Consider the following 22,734-nt stretch of genomic DNA (forward strand, 5'->3'; position numbering starts at 1 on the left):
CCAAGAGTCGGACGTCTTCGAGACTTGGAATCGCGCCGGCAAAAACGCCGTTCTCGCCCTGATCCTTATGGGCATCTCCAGCCCAGCGCCGAAACAAAACGCTGGCATGGCGGCAGTGTACCCGTCATTCCGGCCCTCCTGTCCATCGGGCTGTTGCTGGTCGCGGTGAAGGAACTCGCCCGGCCTGAAACGATACGCGGGTCCACTTGTCTGCCCGAGCCAGTTGGGCAATGCGCATTGGAGACGGACTCGAATCAGTTCGGCTCGCCGAGGCATCGTCCGGCTGGTGTTCAGGCGATCATCCCGTCCTGCCTGCTCAGGCGTCATTCGTGTTGACCAGGTGTTGGCCAAGCCCAAAAAGGGAAGGGCCACCCGAAGATGGCCCTTACTCAATCCTTTGATTTCCTTTAGAAATCTGAAGAGAGCGAAGGGATTCGAACCCTTGACTCCAACCTTGGCAAGGTTGCTATGCGGCGGCCCGAAACAGCAAGTTATGATGGGTGCGCCCTCCCGCAACCATCTTTACCGGCGTCGATCGCAAGTTATGATCGACGCCGGTCCCCGCAACCATCTTTACTTGCTCGGGGCGCAAGTGAAGATTAGATCCTGCCCCCGCAACCAAATTCCCACGAAAATACATAAATCTCTCGATCATATCCGATGTTCGTATCTTTGCGAGCTGGCTCCTTCTTCTCGCAGAAGACCGTTCGACCTAATATCGATGCACGGAAGCGAGTTCTATACGCACGCACCGCAGCGCGCTCATAACCCCAAGGGTGGGCAGCAAAAAGAAACGATCCAGCGTAACAATCCCCCGACAACGCAACCAGGCACCAGCCAAAAACCAAATCAAAACCCGCCGCAACGCGGGCTTCGTTGCTCCTGGGCGCGTGGTGTCTTGAACAGCTCAGATTTTCTGCTGCTTCTCGAACTCGGCGAGTGACATGACAGAACAGGTAAAAGTTGCTCTGATCACGGGTGAAAGTTGTGGCATTTGTTACTGGCCAGAGCCTCAATGCCGATGGTGGCATCGTTCTGAGCTAGATGCCTGGCGTAATTCTCAATCCACCGGAGTAACATGGTGTACCCCGGTGGATGTGTTGGCGCGGGTTAGGCTGATGAGTGTGGCTTCAAGATATTCCGGATACCGAGCGGTTCAAATCAAGGTTGCCTGACGTCCAGCGGAAAGCGGTATCGGGAAATTCCAGATCGAAATGTGCCCGTTTTAGAAGCGCATTCGTGATGACAGCGCTTCTCCAGGCCATCAGGCTCAATTGTGGTTCTGCGATGCCATGGCAAAGCCTGCCTGCGTTGAGTACAAAGATCCGGCGGTCGACTGGCCCATTCCAGTCGAGAGCAAAATCTGCACCGACACGCAAAGACCTGCCTTCGACAATTGACAGCCGATCCTGGATTGCAGAGAGGCATTCAGGTAGTGAAAATTTGTAGCCTGTGGCAAAGATCAGATGATCGGCGCTGAGCATCTCGATCGTGCCATCGAAACCGTTGCGCATCACGATCGACAGGCTCGCGCCATCCTGCTTAAGGTCAAGAACTTCGCGGTATGGAAGCAATGTGGCCTGCAGGGTATCGTGGTCCAGATGGCGCTGTTCATAAAGGCGTCGATATATGGCTCTGATCGTCGAAGCGGAAATGCCATCGCTTGCGAGCTTTTGATGCTCAACGATCGCGTGCCGTCGCGGTTCGGCAAGCTGATGGAACTCGGCCACGTATTGCGGGGTGAAATGCTCGTCGGTGAATGGTGAGTCGTCGAGTGGCTGGAAGTTCGGCCGTCTGCTGATCCAGCTGATCTCGTTATCGGAATCTCTGCGTTCCAGCAGATGCTGGAATATCTCCGCACCGCTTTGCCCTCCGCCGATAACCACAATCCTCTTGCCTTTCAGCGTGTCCAGTTTCTGTACGGCTTCGCTTGAATGGAATGCACGATCGCCAATCACCGATCTGGCCCATTCAGGTACATAAGGTTTCAACCCCACACCGAGGGACAAATTGCGGGCCGTTCGGACCTCATTATCGAAGGCCAGCTGGAAATGATTGCCGCTAAAAGTGATCTCGCGGATATTCTGACCAAAGTTCAGGCTCGGAATATTCCCCGCAGCCCAAGACAGATACCGCGCAAATTCCTTGCGGGGGATGGCGTCGTAGTCAGCGTTGAGAAACTCATAGAACCGTTTATGGGCGACCAGATAGGCTGCAAATGTCCACGGGCTCGTCGGATTAGTGGCTGTAACCAGATCCTTCATGAAGGAGGTCTGGAGTTCGGCACCGGGCAGCATCATGCCCGGGTGCCAGTCGAATTTGGGTTTGCTATCAAAAAATTGGATATTTACGCCGTTGATTGAATCCAGCTGCGCCGCCAGGCTGAGATTGAATGGACCAACGCCAATTCCGCACAGATCAAGAATGGAATGTGTCATACTGAAACTCCTTCATTGATATTGGTTTGCGTCTTCCGGGAGGAGAGGGACGCCATTTCCGCGAGGTAAAGAGGATTGTTCAGTTCGGTGCCAAGAGCGGGAACAGGTCGTTCATTGGCGTCGCCATAGCCGATCGCCAGACGAACACGATTAATGGCTATGCGCGGTATTTTCGGAAGAAATAGATCAAAAATTGTATATCGTTCGGTCAGTCCCGGGTGGCGTTGCTGATAAAGCCTCAACCGAGCCGAGAGGTGCATGTAGAACGATAATTCGGGATAGCTATCATGAGCGACCAGTGCTTCGGAAAGAAACCGCAGCACGCTCGCAAAATGTCCGGTCTGGAGATGTTGCTGCAGATGGGCCGCCGGTCGGCGCTTCAACGTCGACTTTACATCTGCGGGGAGTGTTGCCAGCTCCGGAAATTCTTGGTCAATCAGATCGGTGTCACCTTGGAAATCCTTGATCGCCACACCGGCAGGAATGTCGCCGTCCAGAAGAAGCGTGATATTCTGGCCATGCGCAATGAACCCAACCCCATAACAACACAAGAAATGGTAGAGCGGGACTGCGACTGCATCGAAGAGACGTTCGAGCCATTGATCATGGGACAGGCCGGATCGTTCGATCAGGGCGCTTATAATGGGACGCCCCGCATTATCAGACTGCGCCAATGCTCCCATCATCATGGGGCGCCAACCGTGCGGCAAGTGCTTTTCCGGACTCTCCCGCCAGATGGCCCCCAGCATCTCGCAAAACTGATAGGGTGCGCCTTTCAGTGCTGCGAAGTGCGGATGAGGGTAAAACGCACCGGCGACTTCCTGCAGAATCCGGACATTTTTCAGCGCCGGATCCCTCTTGGCTGTTTCCGCGAGCCAGTGAGACAGCTTTGGTCCGATCCGCATATATTTTCCGGGGACGCCGCGCCAGGCAGACGTATTCAGGATGGTAAGCGGCAGTTTGACATGAAGGGCTCGTCCGCGAACCTGATTGGCGAGTGTCCGTAGGGACTGTTGCGCAATATAGGCATCGCCGAAATAACCAAGCGGTACCAGTCGTCCGGCAGCGATCTCACTGGCATATAGGCTGACAATCATCGATTGCCATTGCCAGGGATGGACGGGCAGCAGCATATGCGTGTCGAGGCTGACACCCGCGTCACTCATCGCAGCAAGCAGATTGTCTCGTTCTCCTGTGCCGAGGCATTCGGCTAGCAACTCAGACTCTGCAAGGTCTTGTGCAAGTGCGAACTGGCAATGACTGCGTGCGGCGGCGAGCCAGAAAAGCTGGATCGGCGCGTCGAATTCCGGCGCATAGGCTTCGGTATCCTGCAATCCCCAGCCCAGCCGTCCCTTGTTTGCCGGTGCCTTGGGATGGCCGTCAAGAAGCGTCTGCAACTCCATATCGGACAGGCTTGCCAGCTTTTCAGAATTAAAGGTGGAACGGCGTGCCACGATACGGGCGTCCGCCATAAGCGTGTTGTAGAGCTCCTTTGCATATGTGCAGAACGTGGCAGGCGAAATCTCCAGAACATCACGCGCATCGGCCAGAAAGCCGACTACGTCATTTGCCGGGGCTTCTTCTGCCGATGTCGCCCGCACGAGGCTTTTCGGATTGATATGCAGCTGTCCCCAGATGCGACGGCGTGCTTCAAAACGATAGGAAACAGCATCGCCAAGCGTCAGCGTCCACATCGTTTCAGCCTTGTTCAAGGCGACAGGCGCAAAGCCTTCCTCATACGACAGTTCCGAGATGGCTTTGGCAATGGCTGTTCGGTTCACTATTCCCCATATCTCGTCATCAACCGCTTTGCGGCCCGGAAGCGGGCCAAGAAGAGCCCCGGAGACTGGTTGACGATTCATAACGGCACCTCCTTGAAAAAGCGGTCCCGTTCACAACACACCAGGGCGGCGCGCTTGTGAGGAAAATCAAATTCCTTCACCTTGTCATAGGCCACGTCTGCGCAATAGCTGAGCATCTTCTGGTGGGATGCCCGTGGCTCACCAACGATGCGTTGGGTTCGAGGCTCGTCAAGGAACAGATAGTGGGTAACCGAGCGGAAAAGTGCGAGCGTCTTGGGGCGGCCAAGGTGCCGGGGATTGCCGATCAGGCCATGCCAGCCGCGATCGAAATCCTCGCTCTCATAATGCGGACCGAGACGATCCTCACGCGCCCAGTAGAATTCGAAATAGCCAGTCGGCTCGTTATCAAAATTCGCGATAACACCAAAGATATGCGGGTCACGCTCCTGGTCCAGAAGATAGGTCTCGAGCGCCTCCGGGCTTTGTGCAAGCTCCCAGAAAAAGGAGACGCGTCCTTGGTTCATCCAGCCATAGAACAGGTCCATATCCGTACGGCGATCGATGGGACGGAAGGAAACGGTCTTGTTCAATTCCGGTATCCAGCGTTCGTAAAACACACCGGATGGACGAGGAGGACGAAGTAATGGCAGCCGGTCAGCGGGACCGAGTGCCGATCGGATGCTGGGATAAGGCATATGGGCAGCCTGTTTGCGCCACAGCAACGGCAACTGGCGTAACACACAGCGATCCACTACGGTCAAACCTTCGACTTCCCGCAGAGCCAAGGTGCTGACTGGAGCAAGTTCGCTGGCTGGTGGTAGTGTCAAAGCCGCAATGTCGGGAAAACGCAGAAACACCGCATCCAACAGGGCAGCAAGCAGCACGGTCGCATCGCTATGCAAAGGGTCGAGTCTGACATCTCGCAGCATGATTGTCTGCCGGTCGAAGATGAGGCTTGCTTCGGCGCGAAACGCTCCGGCTTCTCCGAACAGGAATATACGTTCACTCTTGTCCAGCCTTGCCGCAAGCCGCTCGGAATTCGTCGCGCAATAATGCCAGGATAATTCACCACCTATTTCCGCGTGTGGTGGAAGGCGTTGATAGTCACTACTCTTCGTTTGAACATTCATGGCTTCACCGTGTCGAAAGGGGGTTGGGAAACTGGATGTAAGAGGCGAGGGGATCGGTCACGTCGGTGTTTTCATTGACGTTTCCAGCTGAGATCATGAAATTTCCCTTGGCAACCAGCGTGGGGCTGTGAAGGAGATAATCCAGCGCGGTCTTGTCCCGCATAGGATGCTTGTGTAGCCGTTCCAGAAAGCGTTGCAGGGCCGCAAAAAGTTCATTTTCATCAATGAAACGCGCCGAGCCCAGCGCGGCGATAAGTGCGAAAACGCCGTTGATAAACAGATAATATCCAATCAGTTGAGCAGCTTCGTCACTGCCGAAGACATGGTCGGTAGCAGCACCTGCTTCAGGCAGATGTTCGCGCAGAAACGGCAAGAACGAGCGGACGTAACCTGTACCCTGGCAATCACGGAAATAGAGCGCATTCGGCCAACCGTCCTGGAGGCCAAGAACGAGATTCTGCTGATGAGCGCCAAAAAGCAGGCCGTAATCGCCTTGGGCAATCATGAAAGGCGCAATGGCAACATCCAGAAAGCGTTCGAACCAGCGCTTCGCTACATCGGTCTCTGGAGTTCCGTCCGACGCGGCGATCCGGTGTATGAGGTCTGCGACATGGCTGCCATTTCCATCCGGGTGACGTTCGCAAAGCGCTGCAAGAACGGCCGCGTGCGGTTGCTGCTCACCGCGAAACGGGTTTTCCCGGAAAACTGTAATCGTTTCATTGTTGATGGAGCCGTCCGGCAAACGCAGGGATATCCAGCCGGGTTCACCCATAATGTGAAAATCCGGAAAACGTTCTTTCAGGGCCTTGCCGATTGTTCCCGTTACGAGCCGATGGACGTTAATGCCCCGCAGGCATTCGCTTGGTTCTACGATGCGGCGCGAATTGGTAAGCCGGAGGCTGAGCGAAAATTTGAGCATCCAGTCGCTCTCGCGAGAATATATCGCGCGCAACGAGCTTGTCGCGCGCCAGTCAGGGCCGCTGCTGCCAAGATCGATCAACTTGCCCTGACGTTCCAGTTGCTGGATATCCGGGCGTAGCGACAGGCGAGATGCCTGCCATGGGTGCAACGGAATGAGCGGTCGCCCGGCCGCTTTTTCAATCAGTCGAGAATCCGACGCAATGGATACGATAGCTTCGGCAACGTCGAAGCCATCAGCCGCTCCCTGTGCCAGCAGTTCCGGTTCGACAGCCCACCACCGCAAAGCAAAGGCATTGCCATATTCCGGGCCGAACCGGCGGTTGTCTTCATCGGTGAATTCATCCCGGCTGCGTGGAAACGGATGTACCGCATGACCGAACCGCAACGCTTTTTCGGCCGTGATGAAATCAGGGTCTGCTTCAACAAAAGGTCGTTCATCGGCGGTTTCCCGGAGGAGGTCGGTAATTGAGCGCGTGCTGTCCAGCACTCTTTGCTGGAAGAGTAGTTTCGCATTGGGTGAAACGCTGCCGCCGATCTCATTTTCTTTGAGAAGCAGGAGCGCGAGTTCTGGCAAACTTATAGGTTCCAACCGGTCGCCATTGGATTTCCACATAGGCGCGCCGAAGCAATGATATCCGGCGAGCGACCAGAAAGTCACAGGCACCCTGACCTCAATATCTGATGCCGCAAGCTTCAGAAGTAAGTATTTTTTTGTTGTGCCTCCTGCAGGTGATGGGGGTCCATCCACTATTTCCCAATTTTTCCATTCTCGTTTCAGAGAATTTATGAATATACTTTCCGATACAGCGAAGTAATTTGTATTAATTACTCTGTTCATTTCGCTTCTCCGAAATAGTTATGATTTTTTGTTTACATACTATGCAGACATTGCTACCGATATCGAAAATTAAACATGCGGTGATTTCCATGGGTTTCGATGATACGGCGCTTAAAATGTCTTCTCGTCTTTCGGTTGCCGTTTCGACTATCGGTTTTAATCAGACAGCATTCATTGCGCTCGTCCCTCTCATCGCGACTGCGACGGGTCTGCAAACAGGTGAGATCGGTCTTACAGCGGGGCTTGGTGCCGTGGCCTTCGTTGCCAGCGCTCCCTTGTGTGGAATGCTCGGCGCTCGAATTGGAGCGCGTCGCGCTCTGTATTGGCTGGGGGGCGTACTTCTGCTGGCGCAACTCATCTTTCTGGCGCTGATGGTGGCGGGTCCACTGCCCTATGTGCCGGCTCTCGGTTTGCTCGTAGTATCGCGCCTCGTCTATGGGGCGGCATCCGCTGGAATTATGCCGATTGCTCAAGCCTGGATTTCCGGATTGTTGCCGCAAAAGGAGCGCACCGTTGCCTTGGCACGGCTCAGCGCCGGGCTCAGCATTGGCCGCATTCTGGGTTCGGCTGCGGCGGTGACCGCCAGTGTCATGCCGCTTCTGCCACTTATGCTGCTCGTTGCAAGTCCGCTCAGTCTCCTGCTGGCGCCTGCTGCAAACGACACTGTCGGCAAAGCTGGTCCGCGTTCCGATAGTCGGGCATATCTTTCTCCACTCGACGGACGCCTGCTGCCATTCCTCGGACTTGGATTTCTGGTCACGATGTCCTTCGGACATGTTCAGATGATCCTCGGACCGCTGCTGCAACTGCATCTTGCCGTCGGTCCGGCCGAGGCGACCGCTGCTGCGGGGATCACGCTGATCGTCGTGGCGCTTGCGATGATCGCGACGCAGATACTGGTCATTCCCCGGTTGCGGCTCGACAATAGAACCTGCGTTATCCTCGGTACAGTTCTGCTGGCTGCTGGTGTCCTGCTCGTGGCGGTACCCCTCGCATATGTGAATCTCTGCGGACTGGTGATGGCCGGGGTAGGAATGGCGATTGCCACGCCCAACTATCTTGGATGGCTCACCGGACGGATGAAACAGGGAGAACAGGGGGCTGCGGCTGGTTGGCTTGCAAGTGCTCACGTACTTGGCCAGGGAGCGGGCGCGATCTCCGGCGGCTATCTTTTCACAGTCTCTGCGCAGGCACCGCTTTTTGTCAGCGCGATCCTTGCTGGCATGGCAGCGCTTCTCGCCTTCTCGATGAAGGTCCGAAATACATGAAGAACAAGAGCGATGCTGGATCATGACGACCGCCTGCCAATGGCATCAACGTCTGCCCTCGGTAGTGTCTTGAGCATCCTAATCGTGGCGAGAACGGCCAGCCCCGAAAGCGCTGCTGCCAGAGCGAAGAGAGGGCCGTAGCCCAGACGATCTGCAAGGATGCCTGAAACCATAGAACCAGCCAGATAGACAACAATCTGTGCGCAGGCGAGGATCGTAAAATCAGTTCCAGGCTGATCAGGTGAGGTGACGCTCATGAAAAGGCTGTAGAGCGCAACGATCTCCATGTACCGGATGATCGTCTGAAATGCCGATGCCCCGTAAAGCGGCCAAATTCCGCCCAGTGCGCCGAAAGCATGCAGGGTGAACAGTAGAAAGCAGATTGTTCTCAAGCTCCCCAGAAGCCCAAGCACTGCGGCGACACCGTTGCGACGAAGAAGAACGGCGGCGATGGCAGAACCGGCAATGCCTGCGGTTGCGGCGGCGGCACCTGACAGATAGCCGATCACGTTGAGTGGAACGCCGGCATCCACCAGATAGGGTCCCTCCATGGCTTTCATCAGCCCTTCGCTTGCTCGATAGATCAGTGCAATCCACAGGATCTGCCGTGCTTCGGCGCGGCGTAGGAAATGCATGATCGAGGGACGTGAAAGAGCCCGCCCGTCGAGCAAAGGTGCGGGGTCGTTTTCCCGCATCGATAAGGCGGCGATCAAAGGAATGAGCGAAAGAAATGCAATCGTGCCAAGCATGATCGCCCAGCCTGCGTGGTGATAAAGAACCAGTCCCAGCGTTCCGCCGATCAGAACGCCGAAAGCGACCGCACCGCCCTGGATGGCGTTGCCGAGAGGTCTGTCTGCCTCGTCGAGATATTTTGCAGCATAGCCATCGGTCGCTATGTCCTGAGTGGCAAGCAAAAGAGAGGCAATGAAACCGACAATGAAAATTCCGATGACGTTATCTGGTCCCAGCGGGATGAGGCACAATATGGCTGCGATGATCCCGCTTTGCGTAAGCACAACCCAGCCAGCCCGGTGAGAACGTGCCCATGGCCTGAAACGGTCGACCAAAGGCGCCCATGCAAACTTCAGGACCATGGGCAGAAGCAGAATGGAAAACATGCCGATAGCGGTGCGTGACACATCCTGTTCCCGCAAGATGGGAGGCAGGGCGGCAGCAAACAGATAGGTCGGAATGCCCTGAGCCAGATAGAGCCCTGCAAGGACACAGAACAACCGTGTCCGTGATGAGGGGCGGGCGATGGAAGAGGGGGCAATCGTCATCATCGATTGCCCTTGTGAGAGTGTTGGCCTGCTAGGCAGGCCGTGGTGCTGAAAAGCATCTTCATCGCCCGGCTCTGCCCTAGAACGTCACTTTATAGGAAAGGAAAACGCTGCGCCCCAGCCCTGCGACAGGTGCGTTACGCGTGGCTGTTGCCGTGGGGTTGATATAATAGGTGTCGAAGACGTTGCGGACGGCGAGGCTTGCTTCGCTGCCGTTCTCGAAGGTTTTCGAGAACGCCATATTCACCAATGTAGCGTCGTCTATCTGCTGACCCTTGATACGGTCGCGACCCGAGAAATATTCAACTTCCCCCCGGACCTTGTACCCGCCTTCGAACGACACCGTGGTATAGGCAAGCCCCTTCCATGTGGTTGGAATACGGTTATTGGGAAGGTATTCGTCCGAACCGATGCTGCCATCCCGGTTGGCGTCATATTTGCCTTCCTGATAGGCAACCAGACCGCCGATGGTGAACATCGAATTGATGTCGTAGTCGGCTCGTGCCTCCACGCCCCAGATGCGTTCCTTCTGCTGGCTTACGCGGTTTGCCGCGATATCATAGTTCACACCATCCTTGGAGGTGGAAATATAGCTGCTCACAGTGCTGCGAAGATCGCCCCAATCGCCGCGCAGACCCACTTCATAAGTGTTGACCAGCTGAGGCTTTGGCGCGATGTCGGCATAGCTGATCGTGTAGTCAGGCGTGCCGCGGCAGCCATAGATGGCAGCTATCGAGCCGTAGGCATCACAGATTTCTGCAAGTGAATTGACACCCGCGCGGCGTGTAAATGCGCCAATATCCGTTAGGCTGTAGCCTTGCGAGAAATTACCGAAGGCCTGCACCTCTTCCGTAACGTCGTACACGGCTCCAGCGTTGAAGGTCCATGCGTTGTAGTCAAACGAACCACCAAGAACGCTGATCGCCGGATAGATATTCGCCAGTGACCGCGCAGGCCAGGCAACTGCTGTAGGCCGCGTGAAATCATTCACATCGAGGTAGAACTGATCGAAACGCGCGCCGCCCTGCAAACGGAACCGTTCCGTGACGGGAACTTCGGCCTGCGCAAAAGCTGCGATGGAATTCTGCGTCATCGGGGCGATAGCATCTTCGTCGTTCAGCAGTGTCTGCGCCACCTTGTCGTAAGCGTAGTCGACGCCCCAGGTCAGCTTGCTGCCATTGGTGATGAAATCCATCGGTGTCGTGATGGTCATGTTCACGCCTGTCCGGTCGAAGTCATATTTCGACTGGTTGAACCATGCGGTCGGCTGTCGGGGATTTCCCGAATAATAGACCTGAGTGTTCACAGCCGAAAGTTCGGTGAACGGGGACTGTTTGAAGATCTTGTTATAGAAAGCCTTCACTTCGAGATTGCCGAGCGCAAAATCCTGATCGGTATATTTTGCAGTCAGATACTTGGAATCCTCGCGAAGCGGTTCGCCGGTGTAGGCTGAACCGAATCTCGGTGAAACCGGGTTCGTCGTGTAGTTGGTGAACCATTCCGGCTTCTGCTTGGCGTAGGTCCAGTCAAAGCTGACTTCAAACCGGCGCGGACCGCTTTCATAGCCTACGATACCGAAGAAATTGCCGTTGACCGTCCTGTCGCCGCCACCTTGTCCAAGCATGGCGTCGGATGGCATTTCATTGCCATGTCCGTCATAGGTGCGGCGGGTCCAGTCGCCGGTTCCGGAGAAGTAATAGTCGAGTTTGTCTTTTCGACCCTCAATGGAGATGCTCGTTTCAGGCGCGGTCGATTTGCCAAGGTTTTCCGTGTAGCCGGAAAGGCCGGTGCGTACCGTGACGGTCGGCTTATCGCTGGTGCCCCGCTTGGTGATGAAATTGATCGTTCCGCCTGTCCCGCCGGCACCGTAGAGGCTTGAAGCTCCGTTCACGACCTCAATGCGTTCAACAGAATTGAGATCGATCATCGACAGGATGCGTGACAGGTCGCGCAGTGGTGTGTTGCGGGGCACGCCGTCCACCATGATCAGAACGCTGCGACCACGAAATGTTTCCGACGCGCCGGATATGGTCTGGTTGCTTGGTGCGAAACCGGGAACCAGGCGCGAAATCAAGTCGCTGGCATTCGGCGAGATTCGCATCGCTTCTTCGACTTGTTCCCGATCAATCACCTGAACGGATTGAGCAACGGCGGCAATTGAGCTCTCATTGCGTCCGGCGGTGATGATAATCTGGTCCAGTCGCGTAACCCCTGCGTCGTTGCCTGTAGTTTCCTGTGCAAACGCTGCCGTCGTAAATCCGCAGCCTGAGAGCAGCAGAACTATGAATTGCCTGTTCATGTTTTTCCCCGAGTGAGAATAGTCAATGGAATCCGATGGATGGCCAATCCTTGGCGTCGGTTTTCCATCAGTCCGTTACAGTCGCCCCTGGACGCAAAGGACATGGTGCCCGGTCATGAGGGTGATCCATGAAGGTCTCCTTTTGTCGTCCCGCCTTCATTCGACGGAGACAGGACTGGCCGTCTCCGCGAAAGTCGTTTAAACTAGATTATTATTGTCAACTTTATAGGGTGGCCTGTGCGTTCGGCTTGGTTTCTGGCGAAAATTGATAGGACCAGGACGAACTGACCGTTGGTCATTTACCCGTGTTGCAAGGATGCATCATGATTCCGTCTAAGCAGATCGAAACGATAGTTCCGCAGCACTTTCATATTGCCGATATCGGGAATGAAACCGACTGCAAACTCTGTGCTTCGGCGCTCACTGAGATTGTGGGAGATGTCTCGCTGGTCGTAGGCGCAACTGCACAGGGTGCTGTCCGGGGTATTTACTGCTCGGTAGATCCGCTCCGGATCATGACCTGCTATTTTCCGAGTTGCGAGATATTGATCCGGGGTAAAGGCGGATGCTCGGCCGATCAATTGCTTATGGTGCGAAGCATGGAAGGACCGCTTCGCATCCGACAATCCGGTGAGACATTGAACCTGTTGCCGGGTGACGTAGTTTTTCTGTCGCCGGACAAGGCGTATGAATGGTGGCTCCCTGAAGGCGGACGTGTCGATTGTGGACGTTTGCCTGTGAGCTATTTTCCTGTCTCAAAACAGGCCGTGAAAAACTTTTTGATGCGCCCAATACCGAAGGCCTATCCACCATTAAAGCTCCTTATTACGCATGGTGCCTATCTGCTCATGCGAGGCGCGCACGCGCCCGGCGAAGCCGAGATGATCGCGGCGCACTTCCGACAGGTGTTGCCAATGGTTCTGGAGTTTCTCCGGGACGATCACCGTAAACATCGCTCAGGTCGAAACCTTTCGCAGATCAAAGCTTTCATCGAGACTGGTCTGTCGGATGCAACCTTCGATCTTGGTACGGTTACCGCAAGGTTTGGCGTTACTGCCCGTCAGGTCCAAAAGCTTTTTCAGGCTGAGAATACGACGTTCTCCCGTTACGTGCTTGAGCGTCGACTGGATATGGCCCGACTGCGTGTTTCACGACAGAACAATCGCTCTATCAGTTCAATTGCCTATGAGGTCGGCTTTGGCGATCTTTCCTATTTCAATCGGGTGTTTCGCCAGCACTTCGGCATGACACCATCGGCGATGCGAGACCAATCGCATGCCATGGTGAGTCAGATTCAAGCTCTTGGTTCGTCCAGACTAAAGGTCACAGGAGCCACCCGTTGATAGCTGCTGTTTAACGGTCCGAACGCCTGCGCCGTTACACCTGTTCGAGCCTCGCCTATCAACAGAACGCTGGCCGACCGGATGGGTCTTTATCGATACATATCCATATTTTCCGGGGCCTGTGCGCCAAAATTACGGGCGTAATAATGGCCGCTGTAGACCGCAGCCGCGATGATAGATGGTGCGTAACAGTCGCCAATCGCCGTGACGGATATCACGCCCGCATCTTGCCAGTCATTTTTGCGGGCTTCCAAAGCAGCTTGCAGCGTGTTGTTGGGATGGCGGCTGGTCACTGGTACCAGTGTGCTGCATGGAATCTCGGTTTCCCTGCCGGAATAGACACATGCGACCGACAGACTGTCCGATGTTTGTCTTGCGAGCTTATGCAGCGGGATTATCCTGACACCCAGCTCAATCAATCTTGTTTGAATTTTTGATTGTTCAAGCGTGTGTTCCGTCCAGGGAGCCACGATCGGCGCTGGCGTAACCAATGTCGTATCAATACCGCGGCTCACGGCCAGCTCGGCCAGAACTGATCCGAGGTAGTAGCGATCATCATCAAATATCACCAGAGGTCCGCGGCACGCATCGAGTGATGTTTTGTCTTTCAGGATAGCGTCGACGCTCAGCGTGCGTCCTTCCAGTGTTTCCGGAGGTTGCCGATGCGAGCGACCGACTGCATCCGCGCGCCAGTGCGCTCCGGTGGCCAGCACCACATGCGGGATTCCGTAAGTCAGAATCTCGTCTGCATCGAGTTGGCTGTCGAGATACATCTCCACATTGGTCGCGCGCTGCAATTGCATCATGCGCCAATCGCGAACACGCGCCCAGCTTGCCAGCCCGGGGAGGGCAGATTCCTCCGTGACGCGCCCACCCCAATGGGTATGCTTTTCGGCTACGATGACTTCTGCACCGCGCTCGGCCATGGCGCGAGCGGCTTCCAGACCGGCTGGTCCTCCGCCGACCACCAAAACTTTCTCGGTGGTCTGCAGCCTGCCGATTTTCTCTGGGTGCCAGCCCTTGCGTGCTTCTTCGCCAATTGTCGGGTTTTGCGTGCATCGCAATGGTGCAACGGTGTTGTCGCTGGCCGTGCATATATTGCAGCCAATGCATTCGCGAATGTCATCGATGCGACCGCTCCGAATTTTCTCGGGCAGAAATGGATCGGCGATTGACGGACGGGCTGCGCCGATGAGGTCCAAAACACCGGAGCGGATTGCCTGCACCATAGTATCCGGCGAGGTATAGCGACCAACGCCCACAACTGGTTTGCTGGTGAGTGATTTTACAAATGAGATGTAAGGCTCCTGAAAGCCCTCCTGTGAAAAGCGCGACGTCTGGCTGTCGTTGGACCAGCCGGACAGGTTTACATCCCAAAGATCGGGTTCATCGGCAAGAGCGGCAATGACGTCCCGACCTTCGCCATTGTGCTGGATGCCCTGGTCGCCCAGAAACTCCTCGACCGCAAAGCGGACTGCAATCGCGCATTTGTCGCCGACAGCATCGCGCGTATCGGCCAGAACCTCGCGGAACAATCGCAAGCGGTTTTCGAACGACCCGCCATATTCATCCGTGCGGGTATTGTAGCGTTGCAGCAGAAAATGCTGCAGTAAGGTCATGTCGTGACCCGCATAGACATAGATAATATCGAAACCGGCCCGTTTGGCGCGAAGTGCGGCATCGCGATGCCATTTGCGAAACCGGGCGATGTCAGCCTTGTCCATGGCTCTTGCCTGAACTGGGTCCTCCACATCGACAATCATGTCCATGGGACCGAGCGGCGCCAGTCTGGTCAAACGGTTGGAGACGTGGATACCATTATGCACAAGCTGGATTGCAGCGAGACTACCATGCTGGTGGACGGCCTCAGTCAGCTTCTGGAGACGGTCGGCGTCTTTCTCGTCCCATATGCGGCCCTGATTGGATGGCGTGATATCTGACGTCGGATGGATTTCGGTTTCCTGTGTGGAAACGACACCCCAGCCGCCCTCCGCTTTCATTTCACGCAGCCGCAGATCGTGCTCGGGATAACGATGACCCATGCCGCTACAATGCGGAACCTGATAAAAGCGGTTCTTCGTCGTAACGGGGCCAATCTTGATCGGCTCGAACAGAATTTCGTGACGCTTGTCCATGGTCGCTCTGCTTGTCATTTATCAGCATGTCCCCCTTATCGGGCGACTGAATGAGAAGTGGATTTCCATCGCGCTTAACGCGCGATGGAACGCTTGAAGCGAGCTTCGAGTTTGGCCTGACCGTATTCCAGAACGATGGACAGGGCCCAATAGATCATCGATGCGGTGATGAGCATTTCGATGTGCCGGAACTCGGTCTGACCTTGGGTGCGGGCAAGATACATGAGTTCCCAAACGCCGATGACGGAGACTAGAGACGAGTCCTTGAGCATCGCGATGAACTGGTTGCCGGTTGGGGGAATAATGATGCGCATTGCTTGAGGAAGGGTGACCAGCCACATGGTTTGCGAGGGCCCAAGGCCCAACGCATATGCGCCCTCCTGCTGCCCGCGGGGAATGCTCTCGATGCCTGCGCGGAAGATTTCCGTCATATAGGCGCCGTAGCATAGGGACAGCGCCAGAATGCCGGCGGGAATAGGTCCGATGACATAGCCCACCTGCGGCAGTCCAAGGTAGATAATGTAGATCTGCATCAACAATGGCAGGCCACGAAAAAGCGAAGTGTAGAACGTCGCCAGGCCGTAGATGAGGCCATTCTTAGAAAGCTTGGCCACCGCACCGATCAGCGCCAGAATGGTTGCGAAGAATATCGAGGCTGCGGAAATATAAAGCGTCGTGACGACACCCTGGCTGATCAGAAATCCGATCTTTCTTGCGATAAAATCAAATGAGAGATCGAATGAATAGAAGAAGATCATCAGCAGCAGGAACAGTTCCAGCCATATTGCCGTGATCTGCGCCCAACGCGGAAAAAGTCTCAGGAAGCTCCAATTCGCGAAGATGACGATACTAAGCAGTATCGAGGAGATTAGCGTCGCCTTGGTGAAACCGGCTTTTGCGGCTTTCGGGTCGATGCCAAGCCAGTTTGTTATGCCGGAGAACCGGATATTCATGAAACAGAAGAGTGCTGTCAGGATAACAAAGAACGCTATCTGGACAGTACGTTTAGCGGCCTCGGGCCGCGTTAGAAAAAACCTCCCGAGCATGTTCTCTCCCCTGTCAGCTTGCCTTTCGCTCCGCAAGCCAATCCTGCATCTGCAGTTTCCAATAGGTTAGCTGGGCGGCTGCAAGACCTGCAGCGCCTCCGGCCCAGACCAGCCCGAATTTTTCGAAGAGTTTGTAGCGGTCACTCTGTCCGCAAATGGCTTCGGCCACGATCTTTCCGCCGATCGCGGTTGTGTTCAGCCCGTGCCCCCCGAAGGCTGTGCAGTACCATGTAGCGCGGTCCAATTGACCGATCTGGGGCATCAAGTGTCTGGCGTAGGACATCAGGCCCGACCATGCCAACTCTGTCTTCAGTGAAGCAAGCTGAGGATAGGTTCCAACCATTTCGTTGCGCAATTCACGGACTACACCGGGCGTATCGGCTGCTCTCGTCGTAATGCGTCCGCCCCATAAAAGCCTGCGACCACCGTCGATTACACGGTAGTAGTCACCGGCACGACGGTTATCACCAATCGCGGCCGTGGTACGGATCGCCGACGCGATCAATTCGGGCGCTTCTTCGCTCACCATCACATAGGTGGCAATGGGCAGATAGGCCCGTCTGATCTGGCTGACGAGCCCGTCGGTGTAGCCACCAGTGGTGATCAGTACTTTGCCCGCTTTGACCTGTCCCTGGGCTGTTTTTATAAGCTTGCCATCATTGTGGTGGAGCAATTGGAGCACGCGGCTGTGCTCGAATATCCGCCCCTCGAGCCGCTCTATCTCGCGACCGAGCGCCCGTAAATAGTTCAGCGGATGGATATGAAACGCATTGGGATCATAGACCGATTGGAAATAGCGTTTGGAATTCAGAATATTGCGCGTTTCAGCCGTTGAGTGAAAATCTATTCTGTAGCCATAATCACGTTGAAGCGCTTCGGCATAATGTTTCAGGCTTTCACCGTCGTCATACCGGCGCACGCTCATAATGCCGGGAATGAGTTGGGCTTCTTCAATCTTCAGCGTGTCAATGTTCTGTCGAACAAAACCGACGCCTTCGATCGATAGTTCATGAAGTGTTTTGGCAACCGTCTTGCCCGTGCGGGCAGCAATGTCATCGCCACCGGACGCGAAGCCGGGGCTGACAAATCCACCATTGCGTCCGGATGCGCCAAAGCCGATGCTTTCAGCTTCCAGGACAACGACTTTCTTGCCAGCTCGCGACATCTGCAACGCGGCCGACAAGCCTGCAAGTCCGCCGCCAATCACTGCGACATCTGCTGTTGTTTCGCGTTCAAGCGTTGGACGCGCGAAATCGTCCGCCTTTGTTTGGCTGTAGTAAGTGGCCGGATAAGTCATCGCAACACCAGGAAAAGCATATCGGATGAGCCATCGTCACGATGGCTCATTTCAATATTGATGTAAGGGTAATATCAGTCGGCGCTGTAGTCTTTGCCGTACCACTTTGCAGTGAGTGTCGCCAAAGTACCGTCAGACTTCATCTGCTTGATGATTTCGCCAATCTTGGCTGTCCAGTCTGGATCGTTTTTTTCGGCAATAACCACCAACGGCTCACGGAAAGCGTATTCACCTTCGATAATCTTTACGGGATAGCCATTCTTGATGGCGTTCTGTGCCGTTTGCTCTGGAGCGATGATTGCATCGATGCGGACGCCATCACCCAGTCTCAGATCGTCGAATGGCAGCATGGAATCTGCGAAAGTGCGAATTTCGCCTGGTTCGAGCTTGTATTCAATCGGGGGAAGGCCGGGGGCGTCGATTTCCAACTGCCGACGAGCGTAATCTTCGGAAGTCGTTGCAGTCTCGACACCGATGATTTTGCCTTTGAGGTCGGCGACAGATTTTGCCGCGCTGTCCTTATGAACGACATAGACATAGGGGCTGTAGTAGTAGATGCCAGCAAAATCGATGACGTTAGCGCGGGCTTTGGTTGGCGTGACCGATCCGACGCCAACGTCATAACGACCCTGCCAACGACCACCTGTCAATGTTGCCCAGTCTGGCGTTTCGAAGGAAACGGTGACGCCAAGACGCTTGCCGATCTCGTTGGCCACGTCCACGTCGAAGCCTACCAACTTGTTGGAATCATCCAGAAAGCTCTGGGGCGGCCAGCCAGCATTGGTCGCGACAACCATGGCCTTTTTTTCCATGACGCGATCCAGCGTCTCTCCCGCATAGGCAGAGAATCCGGTAGCCAGAATAGCGCCTGCGATACCCATTATTGTTATGATTTTTTTCATTTTATCGAACCCCTCCTCTGGTTTGATGCATGAGCATTGCATAAACCCGGAAGCAACGGCTAGGCAGCCCAAAGAAGTAGGTTATGAAATTAGCGCATGATGATATGCAATTCTTGCAGAATGTGCGCTGAAGCCTGCTTGAGCTCGGGGTCGCTCGTGCGCGACGCCCGGATATGCTGAACGAAACCGTCTGATCGTCCGCTCCGTAACTTATTGATTGCGCACGGCCATTGCCGTGACTTCGACCCGCATTTCAGGCGTGGCGAGCCCGGCGACGCCGACCGCGCAACGAACCGGAAAAGGCTTTTTGAAAAAGCGCAGATAAACTTCGTTGAAGGCGGGGCGTTCATTGATGTCAGTCAGATAGATCGTCAGGTGAATGACATTCGCCAGACTGCTGCCTGCCTTTTCGAGCGATGCTTTGAGGCTGTTCAGCGTGCATTCGCTTTGGACGGTTATGTCGCCGGTTTCCATGGAGCCGTCTGCCCGGATGGGGATATGGGTGGTTACCAGAAGATTGCCGATGCCTGCGACATCGGAAGAGATTTCGCTTTCGTCCGTATCCTCCAGAAAATAGGGCGGTGTGCTGTTTGTCATGGTCATTCTCCAAGAGGTTAGGCGTTTCTGCAAAGTGTGAAGCGGTTTTCCGATAAGTTGTGCGCTAAAACAAGCAGCCTGATCATTTCCGTCGATTGAGTGAGCCCGATGGTCTTGAGGTAGCAACAATGTGTACTCGCCGGGACGGGCAACCTATTGCGATGGTGATCGGGCAGGTCTAAGAAACACGTCGGAGGCGAGGAGGCTTCCCTCAACGACGACCGGTTCTGGTCTGAAGGCAATCCATGACAGAAAAACATTCTCATCGCGGGCTTGTTGTTGCCGCGATTATGGCAAGCATGGCCATGATCGCCGTCGAGGCAACGATTGTGTCGACCGCAATGCCGCAGATCGCGGCGCAGCTGGGCCAGCTCAATCTCTACTCCTGGGTTTTCTCGTCATTTCTTTTGACACAGACAGCAACGACAGTCGTGTTTGGCAAACTGGCCGACATTTACGGGCGCAAGCCGGTGCTTGTTTTTGGTATTGCACTGTTCCTGACGGCTTCGGTGCTGGCCGGCTTTGCGTGGTCTATGCCTTCGATGATTGTTTTCCGGCTATTGCAGGGCATTGGGGCAGGGGCGATCCAGCCTGCGGCGATGACCGTGGTGGCAGATCTCTTCCCCGGAGTGCAGCGCAGCAAGGTTCAGGGATATCTTGCCAGCGTCTGGGCATTGTCAGCCGTTGTCGGTCCGTTGCTTGGCAGTCTCATCATTCACAATTTGAGCTGGGCCTGGGTATTCTGGATTAATGTGCCGGTCGGTATTCTGGCGGCATCGGGCTTTCTTCTCTTTCTTCATGAGGAGAAGCGGACAAAGCCGGTATCGATCGATGTGCTTGGCGCAGCACTTTTCGCCGTCTCCATCTCCTCCCTGATGATTGCGCTCACCCTGATGGAGAGCGCGGTTTCGCTCGAGGGAATTCTGGCGTTCATTCTCTTTGCTCTTTCGCTGATTGCCTTCATCTGGCAGGAACGTCGCACGAAGGAGCCTATGGTCGCACCGGACCTGTGGCTGAAACGTCCTATCGCTTTCTCCAATCTGGCGGTTTTTCTGGCCAGTATGTCGATCATGGGGCTGACGACATTCCTGCCGATGTATGTACAGACAGTTCTCGACCGTTCTCCTGTGGTCGCGGGCTTTGCCCTGACCATGTTGTTGCTGGGCTGGCCGTGCGGTGCCACGATCGCATCACGGCAGTTCACGCGGTTCGGATTACGCCCGATCATGATCGCCGGAAGCATCTGCATTCCGATTGGCACCTTCCTGCTTGTCATGCTGACTCCATCAAGTTCAGCCACACTGGCTGGAACCGGTTCTCTGATCATGGGTTTCGGCATGGGGCTGCTCAACATTGGGGCGCTCATCCTGACACAGGATAGTGTGAGTTGGTCGGAGCGCGGCAGCGCCACGGCATCAAACGTCTTCTCGCGCAATTTGGGCAGTACGCTCGGAGCAGCCATTCTCGGTGCGGTGCTGACCTATGGTCTTGCCAACGCCAATCATGGCGAAGCGATTACGTCAGACCAACTTCGGGATCTGTTGAATGGCGCGGAGATGTTGATAGATCAGCAGGAGCTTCGGCTAGCGCTTCAACATGCCCTGCACGCAACTTTTGTAGCGATGATGCTTATCGCCGTTCTGATCGTGCCAGCCTGCCTTTGTGTGCCGGGGGTGAAAAAGACTTACGAAGAAAACGTGGTGACCTGACACGCTGCACTTTTAGCAAGTTAAGGGTTCAGCCGGCGATTGGTTCCAAGTCGGCTGAACTCGTGATCCTGCGGTAATCCGCACTGGCAAACCGTGGAACTTAGCTGATGCAAAATACGCCTTAAAAGCAAAAATCCCGGGCAAAGCCGGGATTTTGTTGCCTATCTGATCGGAAAACTGGAGCGGGCGAAGGACTCCATTTTGGTTTCTATATTCTGTAAGCTATTGAAAAAGCTTATTCGGTTTTCCCTATCGAACCGGCATTTTGTACCACGGCTTGTATCGCCAAGCCAGCCTCTCCAATGAGTTTTCTGGCTTTTAAAGTTCTCAGTATGATCGAACGGTATTCCCGAAGGCGGCGGAAATTATTCTTTGATGTCGGTTTGGCCTCTGCGTCCCGGTCGCAGGTTGTTTCTTAACAATGCCTCTTCATCCGGCTCTGCAAAAAAATCCGCAACACTGCATTCCAACGCTGTTGCCAACTTGGCAAGCGTTTTAACTGTTGGGTTCATCGCTCCTCTTTCAAGACGACCCGTGTAGGCGCGTTCTACGCCTGAAATCAATGCAAGGTCGTCCTGCGATATGCCGCGAGCAACGCGAATGCGCCTCAGATTAATTGCTAATAATTCTAGAATCTCCATTGGCAGACGAAACACCGTTGCCATTAGATCGGCCACGTTATAGGAATACCCGTAATTTACGACCTGAAAATATTCAGAATCGGGTTTTGCTAAGGCGGAGGGCAACATGGCGGAAACGGTAAATACACTGGTGAAAATCCGGAATGCTGAGCGGGAAGGGGTGAATGAATTCCTTCAGGAGCGGTTTGCGGAAGTTTTCTCGAAAGTGAGGGCGAAACAGAAAGACGCGACCCGCACGAATTATTCGGGTGGATCGATCATTCGACCGTGGGGGTTCAAAGCTGTTTCGACAGTTCAATCATCCTCGGATGACGCTTTGATCGTTAAGCTATGGGGAAGGCCGAAATTCCAGCTGATGGGCTATGTGGCCATGCTCTTGATGATTGGCGGCTTTCTTTGCCTTGTCGTGAACCCGATTGAATATTGGTTCTGTGCGGTCTTGATCGTGTTTTTCTATATCGCTCTGATTTCAGAACGAAAATCGACAGCGAAGAAGATCAATCAGCTGATGGAAGAAGTGAAAATCCGCTTCTCTTAAGGTCCACGTTAAATCTGCAAGAATCTGGAGTTTGGAATGCGTTTGGTTCGATCCGTATCGTTCTTGGGCGGCTTTGTTCTGGCCAATCTCATCGGTGCATCAGCATTTGCTGCTGAAAGGCAGGTCTATATGAATGAGGCTGGCTGGGAAGTATATCTCGACCGGTCGGCATCAGACCCGAATGAGCATGTCTGCAAGATGATAACGACGGACGTTTTTAAGAAGGTGGGCTTGTTTTACAACGTTGGAATGCGGATCGATAATGGGCGCATTTCCCAATATTCCACGTTGGCACTGCACTTCAATCGAGTTGACGGGCGTATCGGGCAAGAGTTGTCAGAGCCGAGCCAGAGCCTGAATTTCAGCTTCAGAATGGGCAATGGCGATTACACCACGACTTCTGCTGTCGCCAAGACTGTAAATTCGGAAACCGACCCCGTGGCAGCTGTGATTTACTCTGTTGACGAGCGTTTCAACGGCGACACGGCGGTTAATTTGCGTTTTGCCGGACGTGGAACCGCTGAAGCTGAAATCCTTGAAATGGATAATG

16 protein-coding genes and 1 tRNA gene are annotated in these 22,734 nt (G+C 54.7%); 4 read left to right on the plus strand and 13 right to left on the minus strand.

What is annotated here, in order from left to right; translation table 11 throughout:
• Positions 1-419 precede the first annotated feature (419 nt).
• From OANT_RS26495 to OANT_RS16860, 5 genes are all read right to left on the minus strand, one after another.
• Positions 420-510, minus strand: a tRNA-OTHER gene (locus tag OANT_RS26495).
• A 620-nt stretch (positions 511-1,130) separates the two neighbouring features.
• Positions 1,131-2,438 (minus strand): lysine N(6)-hydroxylase/L-ornithine N(5)-oxygenase family protein, encoded by a 1,308-nt coding sequence (locus OANT_RS16845; protein ID WP_012092697.1) that lies wholly within the window; start codon positions 2,436-2,438, stop codon positions 1,131-1,133.
• Positions 2,435-4,300, minus strand: coding sequence for an IucA/IucC family protein (locus OANT_RS16850; RefSeq protein WP_012092698.1), 1,866 nt, complete (start codon positions 4,298-4,300; stop codon positions 2,435-2,437). Before OANT_RS16850 ends, OANT_RS16845 begins: the two co-directional genes overlap by 4 nt.
• Positions 4,297-5,370: a GNAT family N-acetyltransferase gene (locus tag OANT_RS16855; protein ID WP_012092699.1), complete on the minus strand. Its 1,074-nt coding sequence runs from the start codon at positions 5,368-5,370 to the stop codon at positions 4,297-4,299. Before OANT_RS16855 ends, OANT_RS16850 begins: the two co-directional genes overlap by 4 nt.
• 4 nt (positions 5,371-5,374) lie before the next feature.
• Positions 5,375-7,129 carry an IucA/IucC family protein gene (locus OANT_RS16860; protein WP_012092700.1) on the minus strand — a complete coding sequence of 585 codons (1,755 nt, stop codon included), beginning with the start codon at positions 7,127-7,129 and terminating at the stop codon, positions 5,375-5,377.
• 89 nt (positions 7,130-7,218) lie between these two features.
• Between OANT_RS16860 and OANT_RS16865 the strand changes: the two genes are divergently transcribed.
• Entirely contained in the window at positions 7,219-8,397 is a 1,179-nt protein-coding gene (locus tag OANT_RS16865) for an MFS transporter (RefSeq protein WP_012092701.1), read from the plus strand.
• Positions 8,398-8,417: 20 nt separating this feature from the next.
• Here the strand turns inward: OANT_RS16865 and OANT_RS16870 are convergent, their stop codons facing one another.
• Both OANT_RS16870 and OANT_RS16875 read right to left on the minus strand, forming a co-directional pair.
• Positions 8,418-9,680: an MFS transporter gene (locus OANT_RS16870; protein WP_012092702.1), complete on the minus strand. Its 1,263-nt coding sequence runs from the start codon at positions 9,678-9,680 to the stop codon at positions 8,418-8,420.
• A 76-nt stretch (positions 9,681-9,756) separates the two neighbouring features.
• Complete coding sequence (locus OANT_RS16875) at positions 9,757-11,976, minus strand: TonB-dependent receptor (RefSeq protein ID WP_012092703.1); 2,220 nt, start codon at positions 11,974-11,976, stop codon at positions 9,757-9,759.
• Positions 11,977-12,284: 308 nt separating this feature from the next.
• Between OANT_RS16875 and OANT_RS16880 the strand changes: the two genes are divergently transcribed.
• The gene (locus OANT_RS16880; protein WP_246750204.1) at positions 12,285-13,319 is read left to right on the plus strand and encodes a helix-turn-helix transcriptional regulator; all 1,035 of its coding nucleotides are present in this window, start codon (positions 12,285-12,287) and stop codon (positions 13,317-13,319) included.
• Positions 13,320-13,408: 89 nt separating this feature from the next.
• On the opposite strand, the gene OANT_RS16885 is transcribed toward OANT_RS16880, so the two are convergent.
• The 5 genes from OANT_RS16885 to OANT_RS16905 form a co-directional block, all read right to left on the minus strand.
• On the minus strand, positions 13,409-15,472 hold the full coding sequence (locus OANT_RS16885) for an oxidoreductase (protein ID WP_012092705.1): 2,064 nt from the start codon (positions 15,470-15,472) through the stop codon (positions 13,409-13,411).
• A 56-nt stretch (positions 15,473-15,528) separates the two neighbouring features.
• On the minus strand, positions 15,529-16,500 hold the full coding sequence (locus OANT_RS16890) for an amino acid ABC transporter permease (RefSeq protein WP_012092706.1): 972 nt from the start codon (positions 16,498-16,500) through the stop codon (positions 15,529-15,531).
• 13 nt (positions 16,501-16,513) lie between these two features.
• Positions 16,514-17,797, minus strand: a complete 1,284-nt coding sequence (locus OANT_RS16895; protein ID WP_012092707.1) for an NAD(P)/FAD-dependent oxidoreductase — start codon at positions 17,795-17,797, stop codon at positions 16,514-16,516.
• 74 nt (positions 17,798-17,871) lie between these two features.
• A complete protein-coding gene (locus OANT_RS16900; protein WP_012092708.1) occupies positions 17,872-18,699 on the minus strand; it encodes a transporter substrate-binding domain-containing protein in 828 nt (275 codons plus the stop codon).
• Between the two features lie 210 nt (positions 18,700-18,909).
• Positions 18,910-19,296 (minus strand): RidA family protein, encoded by a 387-nt coding sequence (locus OANT_RS16905; RefSeq protein ID WP_012092709.1) that lies wholly within the window; start codon positions 19,294-19,296, stop codon positions 18,910-18,912.
• A gap of 245 nt (positions 19,297-19,541) precedes the next feature.
• Here OANT_RS16905 and OANT_RS16910 point away from each other — a divergent pair, with 245 nt between their 5' ends.
• Positions 19,542-21,005: an MDR family MFS transporter gene (locus OANT_RS16910; RefSeq protein WP_012092710.1), complete on the plus strand. Its 1,464-nt coding sequence runs from the start codon at positions 19,542-19,544 to the stop codon at positions 21,003-21,005.
• 365 nt (positions 21,006-21,370) lie between these two features.
• Here OANT_RS16910 and OANT_RS16915 read toward each other — a convergent pair whose 3' ends face one another.
• A complete protein-coding gene (locus OANT_RS16915; RefSeq protein ID WP_235823027.1) occupies positions 21,371-21,754 on the minus strand; it encodes a helix-turn-helix domain-containing protein in 384 nt (127 codons plus the stop codon).
• Between OANT_RS16915 and OANT_RS16920 the strand changes: the two genes are divergently transcribed.
• Positions 21,753-22,184, plus strand: a complete 432-nt coding sequence (locus OANT_RS16920; RefSeq protein ID WP_012092712.1) for a hypothetical protein — start codon at positions 21,753-21,755, stop codon at positions 22,182-22,184. The genes OANT_RS16915 and OANT_RS16920 overlap by 2 nt on opposite strands.
• Positions 22,185-22,734 lie beyond the last annotated feature (550 nt).

The sequence above is a fragment of the Brucella anthropi ATCC 49188 genome (assembly GCF_000017405.1).
In the GTDB taxonomy this organism is placed as follows: Bacteria; Pseudomonadota; Alphaproteobacteria; order Rhizobiales; family Rhizobiaceae; genus Brucella; species Brucella anthropi.